We start from the raw sequence: 14580 nt of genomic DNA, 5'->3' as shown, positions 1-14580 counted from the left end.
GTTGACCCTGGGGTCTGACCCCGGGGTCAGACCCCAGGGTCAGCGCCCGGACGCGGCGGCAGCCAACGCAGGAGGAGGCACAGATGGGAATGCTCGACGGCAAGGTGGTGGCGGTCACAGGTGCAGGAGGCGGGATCGGCCGCGACCTGGCGCTGGCGTGCGCCGCGGCGGGGGCCTCGGTGGTGGTCAACGACATCGGGGCATCGCTCACCGGTGAAGGCCTGGACGCCGGTCCGGCGCAGCAGGTCGTCGACGAGATCCTGGCCGCCGGTGGCCGCGCCGTGGCGAACACCGACAACGTCGCCGATCCGAAGGGCGGCGAAGGCATAGTGGGCAGCGCGCTGGCCGCGTTCGACCGCATCGACGGTGTGATCAACAACGCCGGCATCCTGCGCGACCGCTTCTTCCACAAGATGAGCGAAGTCGAGTTCGATGCGGTCGTCAAGGTCCACCTGTACGGGTCGTACCACGTCGCGCGCGCCGCCGCCAACCACTTCAAGGAACAGGGCAGCGGTGCCTACGTGTTCATGACGTCTACCTCCGGGCTGGTCGGCAACTTCGGCCAGGCCAACTACTCGGCCGCCAAGCTGGCGCTGACCGCGCTGTCGAAGTCGATCGCGCTAGACATGCAGAAGTTCAACGTGCGCTCGAACTGCATCGCGCCGTTCGCCTGGAGCCGGATGATCGCGTCGATCCCGACCGACACGCCCGACCAGGTCGCGCGCGTGGCCAAGCTGCAGCAGATGACGCCGGCGAAGATCGCGCCGCTCGCGGTCTACCTGCTGTCCGACGCGGCGCAGGACGTCAACGCCCAGGTGTTCGGCGTACGCAACAACGAGGTGTTCCTGTTCAGCCAGCCTCGGCCGGTGCGCAGCGTGCACCGGTCGGAAGGGTGGACGCCGGAATCGATCGCCGAGCATGCAATGCCTTCTCTGGCGAAATCGTTCTTCCCGCTGGACCGCTCGCAGGACGTGTTCAGCTGGGATCCGGTCTAGGGCGCTTCCGGTGAGGGAGATCGCCTTCGATTCCGCGGCCTCGATCGCGCGCCGCATCGCGCGCGGCGAGTTCTCCGCGCGCGATGCGCTCGATTACTTCGTCGATCGCCAGCGCCGGCTGCATCCGTCGCTGAATGCAGTCGTCGTGACCGACCTCGCGAAGGCGCGGCGGCAGGCCGGCGCGATCGACCGTGCGATCGCGCGCGGCGAGCGGCCCGGGCCGCTGGCCGGCGTACCGATGACGGTGAAGGAATCGTTCGATGTCGCGGGGCTGCCGACCACCTGGGGCCTGGAGGCACACCGAGGCAACGTCGCCGCACGCGATTCGCTCGTCGTGGAGCGGTTGCGTGCGGCCGGTGCAGTAATCTGGGGCAAGAGCAACGTACCGGTGATGCTCGCCGACTGGCAGACGTTCAACCCGGTCTACGGCACCACCAACAGCCCCTGGGGCGCAGGACTCACGCCCGGTGGCTCCTCCGGCGGCGCGGCCTGCGCGCTGTCCGCCGGCATCAGCGCGCTCGAATACGGGTCCGACATCGGCGGCTCGATTCGCGGTCCGTCGCACCTGTGTGGCATCTACGGGCACAAGTCCAGCTACGCGATCGTACCGGGCCGCGGTCACGCGTTGCCCGGCTTCTGGTCGCCACCGGAGATCTCGGTGGTCGGTCCGCTCGCACGGTCGGCGGGTGACCTCGCGATCGCGCTGAAGGCGACCGCCGGCCCGGCCGGCAACGATGCCCGGGCCTACCGGCTCTCGCTGCCGGCACCGTGCTTCGACGGGTTCAAGGGATTGCGCGTCGCGGTGCTGCCGTCGCACCCGGCGACCCGCGTGTCGCGTGTCGTCGCCGACGAGGTCGTGAAACTCGGCCGGTTCCTCGCACGGCAGGGTGCGAGGGTGAAGATGCCGGTCGATCTGCCCTTCGACGTCGCAGCGCACGACCGGCTTTACGTGCTGCTGCGGCGGGCCGCGACTTCGATGCGCGCGTTCGATGACGCGGGATTCCTGCGGGCGGTGGCCGAACGGGACAAGCTGTCTCCGGACGATCGCAGCTACGCCGCCGACCAGCTGCGCGGCAACACGCTCGCGCACCGCGAATGGATGCTGCTCGAGAACGAGCGCCAGCGGTTGCGCCAGGTCTGGGACGACTTCTTCCGCGACCACGACTTCCTGCTGTGTCCGGGTGCCGCGACCGTGGCCTATCCGCAGAATCCATCGGGGCGGCGCTGGGAACGCATGATCGACATCGACGGCGAACCGATGGCCGATGTGCAACAGATATTCTGGATGGGTTTCGCCAGCCTCGGCTGCCTGCCAGCGACCATGGCGCCGATCGCGATCACCGCCGACGGATTGCCCACCGGCGTGCAGATCATCGGGCCGCAATTTGCCGACCTGTCGACCATCCGCCTCGCCGCGCTGATCGAGCGCCACTACCACGCCTTCGTACCGCCTCCCACACTCGCATGATGATCGTCCGTCTCCCGATGTCCGCTGCCAGGGTTCGCCTCGGCGCATTCATGGGCGCATTCATCGGAACACTCGCCGGACTGCTGCCGGCCGCGCAGGTGCACGCCCAGGCCTGGCCGGCCCGGCCGGTGCGCATGATCATTCCGTTCACCCCTGGCGGATCCACCGACCTCCTGGCACGCGCGGTCGGCGCGCGCATCTCGGAGGGTATCGGCCAGCCAGTGGTGTTCGACAACCGGCCGGGCGCCAACACCATCATCGCGTTCGAACTTCAGGCAAAGGCGGCACCCGACGGCTACACCTTGCTGATGGGTGGCTTCAACGGCATGGTGATGAACCCGATCTTCTATCCGAAGCTGCCCTACGACGTCGAGCGCGACCTCGCGCCGATCGGCATGGTCGGTGCATCGCCGCTGATGGTCGTCGTGCATCCGTCGCTGCCGATCCGCTCGATGCGCGACCTTGCCGAATACGCCCGCGCCAACCCGGGCAAGCTCGACTTCCAGTCCTCGGGCAACGGCAACATCACCCATGTGTCGGTCGAACTGTTCATGACGATGGCCGGCGTGAAGATGCAGCATATCCCGTACAAGGGCGGCTCGGCCGGGCTGCCCGACCTGCTGTCGGGCGCGGTGCCGTTGAAATTCGACGTACCGCTGTCGGCTCTGCCGCACGTGAAGGCCGGCAAGCTGCGCGCGCTGGCTGTCACCTCGCCCAGGCGCCTGTCGATTGCACCCGAACTGCCGACCGTCGCGGAAGCGGGCTATCGTGGCTACGAGGCAGCGACGTGGTTTTCGCTGGTCACGCGGCGCGGCACGCCGAAAGAGATCGTCGACCGGGTGAACGCCGAGATACGGCGCTTCGTCGACACCGCCGAGGCACGAGCCCAGTTCGCCACCCAGGGCATCGAACTCGAGGCTGGATCGCCTGCAGACCTGCAGGCCCGGATCGCGCGCGACCGCGCCACCTGGTCGAGCGTAGTGCGAAAGGCCGGCATTTCGGTCGAGCCGCTCTGAGCGCAGCGCGGGCACCCATGACATTCCGATCGCGAGGCAGTGGAAACGGCAGCGCCGGAGTACCCGCCTGGCGGGCGCTGCGCACGCTGCTGACGATGGTCCTGCTGGCGGTGGTCGGTTGCGCGCAACGCGACAGCGCAGACGACAGTCGGCGGATCGAACAGGAGACGTCCTGGCAGGAGACGATCGCACAGGCAAAGGCCTTCACCTACCGCATCGGCTTCGTCCCGACCGCCAACTTCACGCATGCGAGCGCGGACCTGCCCGGTTTCCCGTACTGCGGTCGCGCCTCGAAGCTGGTGCTGCCCTACTCGTACGAAGACCCGGCGATCGAATGGCTGGACGTGGCCACGCCGGCGCAATGTCGCGACATCCCCCCATCCATGGAGTCCTACCATGGCATGTCGGAAGCGGTCGGCGAAGTCGCGTCGCCGGTGACGCCGTCGATGATCGCCAGCGGCGTGCCGCGAATGATCTACCTGGTCGTTCACGAGGACTGCCACGACCAGTTCACGCTACCCTACGGTATCGAGGAACCGTTGTGCGAACTCATCAGCTACCGGGCCATGACGGAGATAGCGGCACAGCCAGGGCCCTGGAGCGCCGCGGAGCGGCGTGCCATCCGCGACTACGCGCTGCGCAATGCAGGCCGGATCCCGCTCAACCTGTATCACTACCAGCAGGTCGCAGCGCTCCATGAACGGCATGCCCGCGGTGAAATCGACCAGGCCGGCCTGCTGCGCGCACGCGCGGTGCTGCTGTCCAGGGCGGAAGCGGCGACAGACTCACCGGCCGGCAGCCTCAACAACATCGTGCTGGCGAACCGCATGACCTACGCTCGCCATTACCCGGCCATCGAGCGGGCGTTCGAGCGCGTCGGCTCCGACCTGGGACGGCTGGTCGCGCTGTTCCAGCAGGTCGATGCACGCATCGTGGCAGCGTCCGCACTGGCCGCCGAGACCGCCATCGATGCCGGGCCGGCACGCGTCGAGCCGGCGACGAATTCCGGCCCGCGACAGCGGCCATCGCCCCTGCCGCGTGCGGCACCGGCCGGACGCAACCCGGTCGACGCGAAGGCCCGCCCGCCCCAGAAGCCCGCCACGCGCCCGCCAGCGCCAGGCAGTCGTGCGGCCATCACAGGCGCGTCCGCTGAGCGTGCGCCGGTCGAGACAGCAGCGGCGGAATCCATGGCCGACGACCCGGCTGCGCTGCTCGACCGGATCAGGGCGGCCGAGGCAACCGCACTTGAGGTCGTAGCCCGGTTGCTCGACGCACGCTGAACAACGGCTAGCCGAGGATGAACGCTTCGTGGATCGACGACTGGATCGATCCGCCGACGATCGGACCGCCACCGGCGACGTACAGCGTGTCGCCGATGGCCACTGCACCCAGGCCATGCCGGGGCGTCGGCATGGGCGCATGCGCCTCCCAGCGATCGCCACGGAAGTCGTAGCTCTCGTTCTGGCCGAACACCCGGCGCGTACCCTCGCCGCCGACCACGTGCAGGCGACCACCGATCAGCCCGACCCCGTGGCCACTGCGTGGCGTCGGCAGCGGCGCGCGTTCACTCCAGCGGTCGGCCTTCGGGTCGTACACATGGTGCAGGCCGGTGTTGAAGTGGAAGGTGTCCATCCGACCGCCAATGCAGTGGATACGGCCCTCGTGGGCGATATGTCCGATGTGGTCGCGCTGGGCCGGCAGTGGCGATGCACCGTCCCAGCGATCGGCCTTTGGATCGTAGACGTCGTGCCAATCGACCGATCGCGAATCGCGACCACCGATCGCATGTACCCGCCCGCCATGCACTTCGACAGCGATCGCCCCTCGAGGACGATTCAGCGGACGGATCGTCCGCCATTCGTTGGTATTGGCATCCCAGACATGGCACTGCGAATGCGGCGCGCGGTTCTGCTCGATGAATCCGCCGATCGCGAAGATGTAGCGGTCGTCCATGGTCGCCACGCCGATATGGTTCGCGCCGAACGGAATCGCGGCCGCCTGCTCCCAGCGGTCGGCCTTCGGGTCGTACACATGATGGTAGTTGCGGTCGACGCGCTGCAGCCCGTACCCGCCGACGATGTGCATCCGGCCGCGGCAGACCGTTGCCCATGCCATCTCGCTGCGAGGGATAGGCAGGCTGGCCCGTGCGATCCAGCGGCCCTGCCGCGCGGAGGCCGGTGCGGAACTGGCGGTGAACCGCACCTCGGCCGCCGCTGCTGGCAGGTCGCGGATCTTCGGGTCGAACAGGTGCGAGTACGGGCTGTCGTGATGCGGGATCGGGTCCATCCCGGCAGCGCCGTGGTGGCCTGCATGCTGGGCGCGGGCCGGTGCCACGGCGGCGACGCCGGCAGCCAGCACGCCAAGGAAGTTGCGGCGCGTCGTGTTCATCGTGGGCTCCAGGTGGACTTGTCAGGACTTCCAGGCATCGGGGTTGAGCAGGTTCGGCGGGCGCTCCCCGGAGAGAACGCACAGCGCATTGCGGGCAGCCAGCATCGCCATCCCGCGGCGCGTGGCAGCGGACGAACTGGCGATGTGCGGTGCGAGCACAACGTTGTCGAGCGCGAGGAAGTCACGGTCGAAAGCCGGTTCGCCTTCGAACACGTCGATGCCGGCCGCGGCGATCGTCCGCCGGCGCAATGCCTCGACCAGGGCGCGGTCATCGACCACCCCGCCGCGGGCGGTATTGACCAGGACCGCCGTCGGCTTCATCCGAGCGAGCTCGGCCGCGCCGATCAGGTGGTGGGTCGCTGGCGAATACGGCACCATCAGCACGACGAAATCCGCTGCGGTCAGCAGTTCGTCGCGGGCCACCCAGCGGGCGTTCAGGCTGCGCTCGGTCTCGGCGTCGAGGCGACTGCGGTTGCAGTAAAGGACCGACATCGAAAAGCCCTGCGCACGCCGTGCGATCGCCTGCCCGATTCGGCCCATGCCGATAATTCCGAGCGTCGCATGGTGCACATCCACTCCGAGCAACTGCTTCAGCTGCCATCCCGTCCACCGGCCTTCGCGCAGGTACCGCTCGGCCTCGGTGACACGGCGCGCCGCACCGAGCATCAGCGCCCATGCGAAATCGGCAGTGGTCTCGTCGAGAACCCCGGGGGTATTCGTGGCCATCACGCCGCGCGCAGTACAGGCCGCCAGGTCGATGTTGTTGTGGCCGACCGCGATGTTGGCCACGACCTTCAGCTTCGGGCAACGGGCGAGCAGTGCATCGTCGATGCGGTCGGTCAGCGCACAGACGAGCGCATCGGCATCCGCCGCACGCGCCGCCAGCTCTTCCGGGGACAACGGCCTGTCGGACGGGTTGTCGACCACCGTCGCTCCGGCGCGAAGCCGTTCGAGTACATCGTCGAACACCTCGCGCGTCACCACCACCTTGTACGCCATCACGCCATCCCCCCTGTTGCGGCCGCCGGAACTATATCGCAGCGGGACGCCGGTGTTGCAGGCAAGGGCAGGCAGCTGCAGGGGGTGCCCCCCCAGTACCGGGCGGGGCGATACGAGACCGCCCGTGCTGCCCCCTCAATTTTCCGGGGTCCACGCCGTTAACTGGCTGACGAGCCTCGTCTTCCCCTGCCGGAGTACGCGTCCGCACGCACCATGCAGATCTACACCAACACCGCGGCCCTGAACGCCCAGCGATCGCTCGACCGTACGTCGAGCGACCTGTCGCGTTCACTGTCGCGCCTGTCCTCCGGGGTGCGGATCAATACCGCAGCCGATGACGCAGCGGGGCTGGCGGTGGGGTCACGCATGACCGCTCAGCTGCGCGGGATGAACCGCGCCGAACGCAATGCGAACGACAGCGTGTCGCTGCTGCAGACCGCGGAAGGAGCGATGGGCACGGTGGTCGACGCGCTGCAGCGCGCGAGGGAACTCGCAGTGCAGGCAGCGAACGGCACGAACAACACCAGCGACCGGGCCGCACTGCAGGCCGAGGTGTCGCAGCTGATGGCGGAGATCGATCGCGTCGCACGCGCCACCACCTTCAATGGCAGCCAGGTGTTCTCGCAGGATACGCAGGGCATCGGCGGCGACGCCAGCATACGCGCCGTACTGGACGGGCTGAAGCTCGGCTGGCTCGAGGAGGCGGAGAGCCGGATCAGCAGATTCTTCGGCATCCAGGGCGACGGCGCCGAACTGCAGGTACAGCTGACCACCTTCACCGACGGCGCGAGCGGCACCGCCGCCCGCGTGGCCGGTTCGTTCGCGGCCCCCGGCCCGGGCGTCAAGGGCAGCAGCCTGAAGCTGCAGGTGGATATGGCCGATTTCACGCCGCCCAACCTGCCCGATGGTGGCAACGCGCCGTTCTACAACGACCGGATCATCGCGCACGAGATGGTGCATGCAGTGATGTACCGGTCGATGGATGATTTCCAGGCGCTCCCGACCTGGTTCACCGAAGGTGCAGCGGAGTTCATCCACGGTGCGGACGAGCGGCTGGCCGCCGACGTGCAGGCCGCCGGCGGCATCGGCGCGCTGCTCGCCGCGGCACCGATCACCAGCTGGGGCGGCAACTCCGCGAGCTATTCGACCGGCTACCTCGCGACGCGTTACCTGCACCAGGCACTGAAGGATGCCGGCGCGAGCGGCGGCCTCAAGGATTTCATGCAGTTCCTGTCGCGACCCGGGGCGACCATGGATGCCGCGTTCAGCCAGTTCTTCGCGGCCTCGGGCGGCCCCACGACGCGTACCGCCTTCGAGACCGCGTTCGCCGGCAACGGCGCGGCCTTCTTCAACAGCCACATCAACCTCACCAACGCCGATACCGGCGCGATCGGCGGGCTGGATGCGGACAATGGCAAAGTCTTCACCGCGGCCAGCATCATCGACAACATCAGCGGCACGTCCTACGGCGACAGCACGCTGAAGGGGTTCCGGCTCAAGTACGACGAATCGAACCCGACCGGCACCTCGACGCGCGACCTGTCGTTCCATGTCGGCACCCAGTCTTCGCTGCAGGAAGGCGGCCAGACCATCGACGCGCGGATCGGCGCCGTCAACGTGCAGGCACTCGGCCTGGGCGAGGTCGACCTTGCGAAGGATGCGCGGCGGGCGATCGTGCACATCGATGAAGCGCTCGGTTTCCTGAACAGCCAGCGCGGCCAGATCGGCGCGCAGCTGTCACGGATGGACAGCGTGATCGCCAACCTGAAGTCGGGGGCGGTGAATATCGCGGCGAGCCGGTCGCGCATCATGGACGCCGACTTCGCCGAGGAAACCGCGAAGCAGGTCCGCGCGCAGATCCTGCAGCAGGCGGCGGTATCGATGCTCGCGCAGGCGAATGCGGTGCCGCAGCTCGCGCTGTCGCTGCTGCGCTGAAGGCCGGGGCGCCGCTCAGGCGCCAGCCGGCATCCTCGCAGCATCGATGGACGGCGCAGCCACGACCGCCGGAGCAGCCGCATCGCCGCGCCGCTGCGGTTCGTGCGGATGCCAGCCGAGCACCAGCAGCATCACGGAGAACCCAACGACATAGCCCAGCGCCACATGCCAACCGTGCCGCAGCCACGCACCGACCGATCGTGCCTGCGGGAACTGGTTGGACAGCGCGATACCGGCCGACGACCCGAACCAGAGCATCGAGCCGCCGTAGCCGACCGCGAACGCAAGGAAACCCCAGTCGTAGCCACCCTGCTCGAGCGCGAGCTTGGTCAACGGAATGTTGTCGAACACCGAGGACACGAACCCCAGGCCGAGCGCCGTCTGCCAGCTCGCCACCGGCAGGTGCTCGACGGGCATCATCGAGGCACAGAGCACCAGCGACAGCAGGAACAGCGCACCCTTCGCGGCCTCCGGCACCACAGCCCAGTCGGGCCGACGCAGCAGCGAACTGAGCAGGATGGCGCCGAACACCGCGACGCCGATGAACGGGAAGCTGTCGGCGAGCGCCGCATGCCTCAGGTTCACGTAGACATTGGCGGCGATGGCCGATGCCAGGATGAAAGCAACGATACCGACCCGCACCCAGTCGATGCGCACGCCCGGTGCGACGTCGGCGGTGATCGGCTGGTGGCGATGCTGCTGCAGCGCGGCCGGAATGCCGCACACCACCAACGCGACGACCGCCGCGACATAGGCATGCACGACATCGAGCGGATCCACGCCGCCGATCCACATCATGGTCGTCGTGGTGTCGCCCACCACGCTGCCAGAACCCCCGGCATTCGACGCGGCGACGATCGCAGCGAGGTAGCCGATGTGTACCCGCCCCTTGAACACGCTGGCCGCGACGGTGCCACCAATGATCGCAGCCGCGATGTTGTCGAGGAAACTGGACAGCACGAAGATCAGCACCAGCAGCATGAATGCGCCCCTCCAGTCGTCCGGCAGGAAGCGCGGCAACATTTCCGGGACCCTGCTGGCATCGAAGAAGCGTGCGAGCACCGCAAAGCCGACCAGCAGCATCATCAGGTTCGCAAGGAGCACCCATTCATGCCCGAGGTGGGACGCCAGCCCGGCCAGTCCCGCGCCATGGTGGAAACCCACATACGCGAGCTTGTAGCTGGTGATCACAGCAAGCCCGATCAATGCCACCTTCAGCGTGTGGGCATGGAACAGCGCGACGCCCAGCAGCGTGCAGGCAAACAGGAGGAACTCGACCGGAATGCCGAGCAGGGTCAAGGTCTGGGTCACTGTGTCACTCGATCAGGGCGATTACGCCGGCAGCGGGCACCGGCCGGAAACGGCCACAAACGGCACATGGCACCCGCCAGGCTAGTTGAGGGAAGCGCTGGCGCCGCAACACTGCGAGAACCGTCGCCCGCTGCAACAGGGACAGGGGTCCGCAGGCTTCAGGCGTGGTGGCTTGCGCACCGCCGCACGGGCGTCCGGACCGGTGCCGCGCTGGTGCCAGAACTGGTGCAGTTCGAGCGTGCTGTCGGGCAGTTGCTCGATCAGTGCCTCGATCTGCTGCGGCGACAGCGGCTGTTCGACGATCTCGCGGTCGTCGGCATGAGCAAGGGTGACGATCGGCGTCAGCGACTCGGATGCGTCATCATCGTCGAAGGCTTCCTGCCAGTCGTCGGCATGCAACCCGACGGCACGCATGAAACCGATCGCCCAGGTGCTGCCGGGAACGAGTTCCTGGGCACGCTCGCCAGGCGTGGATGCGGCGCCAGGCTTGTACTCGAACAGGATGGGCATCGTCGGCATGCCCGAATGCAGCGTCCAGGCGATGGTCGCCCAGTGCCGGTCGAGGAGTTCGAGAATGCGCCGGCACTGTGCAGCGGAGCCGAAGCGTACCGGCCGCCGGCCGTCCTCGGTGTCGCCCCAGATCAGCGAAAGCCACTCGCTTGCCCCCGCCGCGATGGGACTGCAGACCAGCCCGGCGATGAACCCGTCGAGTTCCTCGAGGTCCATCGAATCTTCCGGCGTGGCGCTGGACAGCAGGAAGCGGTCGAGTTCGTCGAGTTCGCTCTCGGTGAGCGGGTCGACGCGGGGCCTTCGGGCAGCCATCGGCTCGGTACGGAGCGGTCGTTACTTGATCAGCGTCACCGGAACGGTGGCGACCTGCAGCACCTGGGTGGCGACCGAGCCGAGTACGAGCCCGCTGACACCGCCGAGGCCGCGGGTACCCATCACGATACCGTCGCAGGCATTCTGGGCCGCGAAGTCGCCGATGGCAGGCCCGATCGGACCCAGCAGGATATGCGACACATAGGCGGTACCGGCTGCATCGAGGAGCTTGCGCGCGGAAGCGAGCCTCTTGTCGCCCTCCTCGCGCTGGTAGGTCTCGATGGCATCGCTGGAGACGAAGCTGCGGATCAACCCGTCGCGAATCGCCGGCTGGACGGTCACCACATGCACCTCGGCCGGTTTGTTCATTGCCTGGACGACACCGATCACCCAGCTTACGGCGCGGTCCGAGCATTCGGATCCGTCGACAGCCAACAGTACCTTGTTCATTTCCATCTCCTGTTGCCGGGCGAGACCCGGCGGCACCAGAACACTGCGGACCGGCAGGCACCTGCCGATACGAGACCCCGCTACTGGCCGGATCTTCCGGCACCAGTCAGCGAACCAGCACGACGGGCACGCTGCACAACTCGATCACGGCCTTCGCGACCGAACCCATGAGCACGGTGTTCACCCAGCCAAGGCCCTTGGTACCCAGCACCACCAGTTCGAAGCCTCCGGCATCGGCGAACTCGCTGATTCTAACGCCCGCAGGGCCCATCGCGATATGGGTCTGGCAGGGAATGCCAGCTGCGTCGAGGCGAGCGCGAGCGGATTTCATGGATGCTTCGCCGTAGGACTGCAGGTGCATCGCCTGCGCCTCGATGCTCATGAAGGGCTGCACCTGGATCACCGTCACCTCGAACGGCGCCCCGGCCCGATGCAGGGCGATCACCCGGTCGGTCGCCCGATCGGACGTTTCGGAACCATCGACTGCCAGAAGCACCTTGATCGACATCGCATCCTCCTTCGTGTGGCGTTCCCCGGTCGCACCCTTGCGACCGGGCGTCGGCCACGGTTCAGATGCCTGACTGTACTGCCGCCTTTCCTTACGGAATATTGACGACGATCAAGATCGATGCAGATTCCGGTGTCGCGCGGTCAGCCATGCGTCGGCATCACGGTCGAGCGGCCCGCCACCGGGGCCGCTACCGCCGCCGACGGCCAGCGTTCGGTGATCACCTTGGTACGGGTATAGAAGCAGATGCCTTCCATGCCATGCACATGCAGGTCGCCGAACAGGGACTGCTTCCAGCCACCGAACGAGAAGAATGCCATCGGCACCGGGATCGGCACGTTGACGCCGACCATGCCGACTTCGATCTCGTTCTGGAACTTGCGCGCAGCGCCACCGGATGCGGTGAAGATCGCGGTGCCGTTGCCGAATTCGTTGCGGTTGACCAGTGCGATGGCTTCGTCGAGCGTATCGACGCGCACCACCGAAAGCACTGGCCCGAAGATCTCGTCGCGATAGATCGACATCTCGGGGCTGACGTGGTCGAACAGCGTGGGTCCTAGGAAATAACCCTGCTCATGGCCGTCCACCGAAAGCCTGCGGCCGTCGAGCACCAGCGCCGCGCCCTCGGACTCGCCGCTGTCGACATAGCCCTTCACCTTGTCGCGGTGCGCCTTCGACACCAGCGGCCCCATGTCGGCGCCCGCGACATCGCCGGGCGCAACCTTGTAGCCGGCGCCGATCCTGGCGATCTTCGCGACCAGTTCGTCGCCGATGCCGCCTACCGCCACCACCGCCGAGATCGCCATGCAGCGCTCGCCGGCCGAACCGTAACCCGCGCCGGCGATCGCATCGGCGGCGAAGTCGATGTCGGCGTCAGGCATCACGACAGCGTGGTTCTTCGCGCCACCCAGCGCCTGCACACGCTTGCCGCCACGCGCCGCCGTCTCGTAGACGTACTTCGCGATCGGGGTCGAGCCGACGAACGAAACCGCACGCACCGACGGGTGCTGCAGCAATGCATCGACGGCCACCTTGTCGCCGTGCACGACGTTGAAGACGCCGTCCGGCAGGCCGGCCTCCTTGAGCAGTTCCGCCAGCAGCATGCTCGCCGAAGGGTCCTTCTCGGACGGCTTCAGGACGAAGGTATTGCCGCAGGCGATGGCCACCGGGAACATCCAGCAGGGCACCATCACGGGAAAATTGAACGGCGTGATGCCGGCGCACACGCCGATGGCCTGCATGCGCGAATGGCAATCGATGCCGCGCCCGACGTCCTCGGCATGCTCGCCCTTCTGCAGGTGCGGTACGCCGCTCGCGAATTCCACGACCTCCAGGCCGCGCTGTACCTCGCCCTGGGCGTCGGGCAGCGTCTTGCCATGCTCTTCGGTGATCAGCCTGGCCAGCCGATCGCGATTGAGTTCGATCAGTTCCTTGAACTTCGCCATGACCCGTGCCCGGCGCAGCGGCGGGGTAGTGCTCCAGTCGGAGAAGGCAGCGCTGGCCGCTCGCACCGCCGCGTCGACATCGGCAGCATCGCCCAGAGCGACCTTGCGGATGACCTGGCCGGTTGCCGGGTTGGTGACCTCGCCGCTGCGGCCGCTGCGGGCGGCGTGGCGTGCGCCGTTGATCCAGAAGGTGACGAGTTCGTTCATCGGCGTGCTCGATCGGTGCATGGAAGGGGCCCCGCGACAGGCACGGGAGCAAGGGCGAAAGTATAACCGCCGGCGTCGATCGGACTGGATGCGGGCTTCGGGCGCACGCGCTCGACAGGGTCCCGCCCAGACGCGGAGCCCCTCGAACCGGGCGGGGAAGCGCCGATGAGCGACAATCCAACGGAAAGGAGCCAGTCAACCATGACGGACGCGATGCGGGGCCAGCGCAGGCCGGGATACCGAGACACAGACGTCGACGCACGGCGATGCCAGGTGCGCAGATGAGCGTCGGCGTGCTGGCACTGGTTGCCATCATGACGATCGCGCTGCTGGTGATGCTTGGCCTGTGGCGCCTCAGCGTGCGCGAAGCCTACATCCGCGAGACGCTGCTCCCGCCAGGCCTCCTGGATACGCTGTCCAGCCCCTTCCCGGCGCTGAGCCTGAAGGACCGGCAACTGGTCGCGCGCGGGCTGCGCAAGTTCTTCCTCGCGCAACTGAAGGCCGGCCGAAAGCCCGTGGCCATGCCTTCGCGCGTGGTCGGCGCACTCTGGACGGCGTTCGCGCAACGCGGCGCCGCCTACGAGTCCTACTGTCGCCAGAGCCTCGGACGGGTGCTTCCGGTCACCGCGCCGGTGGCATTGTCTGTCGAAGCCGCGGCCAATGCCGGGCTGCGCCGCTGCTGGTGGAATGCCTGCCGGGAAGAAAACCTCGATCCGAGCGCACCGACGCGGATCCCGCTCTTGTTCGCACTGGATGCGAAACTGAAGATCGAGCATGGCCATTACTACTTCGCTGACGATGCGGCGAGGCTTCGCGCGTTGCGCCGCGATGACGGCGGCGAGTGGTCGTTCGAGCGCGAGCGCAGCTGGACGCCCGACGATCTGCGCGATACCGCATGGGACGGGGGCACCGACGGCTTCGGCGACGGCGGTGGCGGCGACGGCGGTGGCGGCGACGGCGGCGGCGGAGACTGACCTCGGCGACTGACCTCGGCGACTGACCTCGGCGACTGCTCCCGGTACCAGCGCGGCGCCGG

Annotated in this window: 12 protein-coding genes and 1 pseudogene; 6 read left to right on the top strand and 7 right to left on the bottom strand. The window is 67.7% G+C overall.

The window, feature by feature from the left end; all coding sequences use genetic code 11:
* Positions 1 to 89: 89 nt before the first annotated feature.
* Genes ING98_12630 through ING98_12615 form a run of 4 tightly spaced genes read left to right on the top strand, consistent with a single transcriptional unit; the run spans position 90 to position 4759 of the window.
* Entirely contained in the window at positions 90 to 995 is a 906-nt protein-coding gene (locus tag ING98_12630; GenBank protein ID MCA3102713.1) for an SDR family NAD(P)-dependent oxidoreductase, read from the top strand.
* 10 nt (positions 996 to 1005) lie between these two features.
* The gene (locus ING98_12625; GenBank protein MCA3102712.1) at positions 1006 to 2463 is read left to right on the top strand and encodes an amidase; all 1458 of its coding nucleotides are present in this window, start codon (positions 1006 to 1008) and stop codon (positions 2461 to 2463) included.
* Positions 2463 to 3479: a tripartite tricarboxylate transporter substrate binding protein gene (locus ING98_12620; protein MCA3102711.1), complete on the top strand. Its 1017-nt coding sequence runs from the start codon at positions 2463 to 2465 to the stop codon at positions 3477 to 3479. The genes ING98_12625 and ING98_12620 overlap by 1 nt, the downstream gene beginning before the upstream one ends.
* 17 nt (positions 3480 to 3496) lie before the next feature.
* Entirely contained in the window at positions 3497 to 4759 is a 1263-nt protein-coding gene (locus ING98_12615) for a hypothetical protein (protein MCA3102710.1), read from the top strand.
* 7 nt (positions 4760 to 4766) lie between these two features.
* Here ING98_12615 and ING98_12610 read toward each other — a convergent pair whose 3' ends face one another.
* Together ING98_12610 and ING98_12605 are read right to left on the bottom strand one after the other, a co-directional pair.
* Complete coding sequence (locus ING98_12610) at positions 4767 to 5867, bottom strand: twin-arginine translocation signal domain-containing protein (protein MCA3102709.1); 1101 nt, start codon at positions 5865 to 5867, stop codon at positions 4767 to 4769.
* A gap of 21 nt (positions 5868 to 5888) precedes the next feature.
* A complete protein-coding gene (locus ING98_12605; protein ID MCA3102708.1) occupies positions 5889 to 6866 on the bottom strand; it encodes a D-glycerate dehydrogenase in 978 nt (325 codons plus the stop codon).
* Positions 6867 to 7079: 213 nt separating this feature from the next.
* Between ING98_12605 and ING98_12600 the strand changes: the two genes are divergently transcribed.
* Entirely contained in the window at positions 7080 to 8801 is a 1722-nt protein-coding gene (locus ING98_12600; protein ID MCA3102707.1) for a flagellinolysin, read from the top strand.
* Positions 8802 to 8906: 105 nt separating this feature from the next.
* Here the strand turns inward: ING98_12600 and ING98_12595 are convergent.
* From ING98_12595 to ING98_12575, 5 genes and pseudogenes are all read right to left on the bottom strand, one after another.
* Positions 8907 to 10112: pseudogene (locus ING98_12595) on the bottom strand (citrate transporter).
* A gap of 81 nt (positions 10113 to 10193) precedes the next feature.
* Positions 10194 to 10934, bottom strand: a complete 741-nt coding sequence (locus ING98_12590; GenBank protein MCA3102706.1) for a UPF0149 family protein — start codon at positions 10932 to 10934, stop codon at positions 10194 to 10196.
* A 21-nt stretch (positions 10935 to 10955) separates the two neighbouring features.
* Positions 10956 to 11384: a universal stress protein gene (locus ING98_12585; protein ID MCA3102705.1), complete on the bottom strand. Its 429-nt coding sequence runs from the start codon at positions 11382 to 11384 to the stop codon at positions 10956 to 10958.
* A 106-nt stretch (positions 11385 to 11490) separates the two neighbouring features.
* Positions 11491 to 11892 (bottom strand): universal stress protein, encoded by a 402-nt coding sequence (locus ING98_12580; GenBank protein ID MCA3102704.1) that lies wholly within the window; start codon positions 11890 to 11892, stop codon positions 11491 to 11493.
* Positions 11893 to 12035: 143 nt separating this feature from the next.
* A complete protein-coding gene (locus ING98_12575; GenBank protein MCA3102703.1) occupies positions 12036 to 13544 on the bottom strand; it encodes a CoA-acylating methylmalonate-semialdehyde dehydrogenase in 1509 nt (502 codons plus the stop codon).
* 281 nt (positions 13545 to 13825) lie between these two features.
* Between ING98_12575 and ING98_12570 the strand changes: the two genes are divergently transcribed.
* Positions 13826 to 14518, top strand: a complete 693-nt coding sequence (locus ING98_12570; protein MCA3102702.1) for a hypothetical protein — start codon at positions 13826 to 13828, stop codon at positions 14516 to 14518.
* Positions 14519 to 14580 lie beyond the last annotated feature (62 nt).

The organism is Rhodocyclaceae bacterium (genome assembly GCA_020248265.1).
In the GTDB taxonomy this organism is placed as follows: domain Bacteria; phylum Pseudomonadota; class Gammaproteobacteria; order Burkholderiales; family CAIKXV01; genus CAIKXV01.
Note: the sequence above shows the minus strand (reverse complement) of the source record. Positions and strands in the feature narration are given on the sequence as shown.

Excerpts from the sequence above, each read along its gene's own strand:
- ING98_12630 (MCA3102713.1), top strand. The coding sequence starts at position 90 with ATGCTCGACGGCAAGGTGGTGGCGGTCACAGGTGCAGGAGGCGGGATC.
- ING98_12620 (MCA3102711.1), top strand. The coding sequence starts at position 2,463 with ATGATCGTCCGTCTCCCGATGTCCGCTGCCAGGGTTCGCCTCGGCGCA.
- ING98_12615 (MCA3102710.1), top strand. The coding sequence starts at position 3,497 with ATGACATTCCGATCGCGAGGCAGTGGAAACGGCAGCGCCGGAGTACCC.
- ING98_12610 (MCA3102709.1), bottom strand. The coding sequence starts at position 5,867 with ATGAACACGACGCGCCGCAACTTCCTTGGCGTGCTGGCTGCCGGCGTC.
- ING98_12605 (MCA3102708.1), bottom strand. The coding sequence starts at position 6,866 with ATGGCGTACAAGGTGGTGGTGACGCGCGAGGTGTTCGACGATGTACTC.
- ING98_12600 (MCA3102707.1), top strand. The coding sequence starts at position 7,080 with ATGCAGATCTACACCAACACCGCGGCCCTGAACGCCCAGCGATCGCTC.
- ING98_12590 (MCA3102706.1), bottom strand. The coding sequence starts at position 10,934 with ATGGCTGCCCGAAGGCCCCGCGTCGACCCGCTCACCGAGAGCGAACTC.
- ING98_12585 (MCA3102705.1), bottom strand. The coding sequence starts at position 11,384 with ATGAACAAGGTACTGTTGGCTGTCGACGGATCCGAATGCTCGGACCGC.
- ING98_12580 (MCA3102704.1), bottom strand. The coding sequence starts at position 11,892 with ATGTCGATCAAGGTGCTTCTGGCAGTCGATGGTTCCGAAACGTCCGAT.
- ING98_12575 (MCA3102703.1), bottom strand. The coding sequence starts at position 13,544 with ATGAACGAACTCGTCACCTTCTGGATCAACGGCGCACGCCACGCCGCC.
- ING98_12570 (MCA3102702.1), top strand. The coding sequence starts at position 13,826 with ATGAGCGTCGGCGTGCTGGCACTGGTTGCCATCATGACGATCGCGCTG.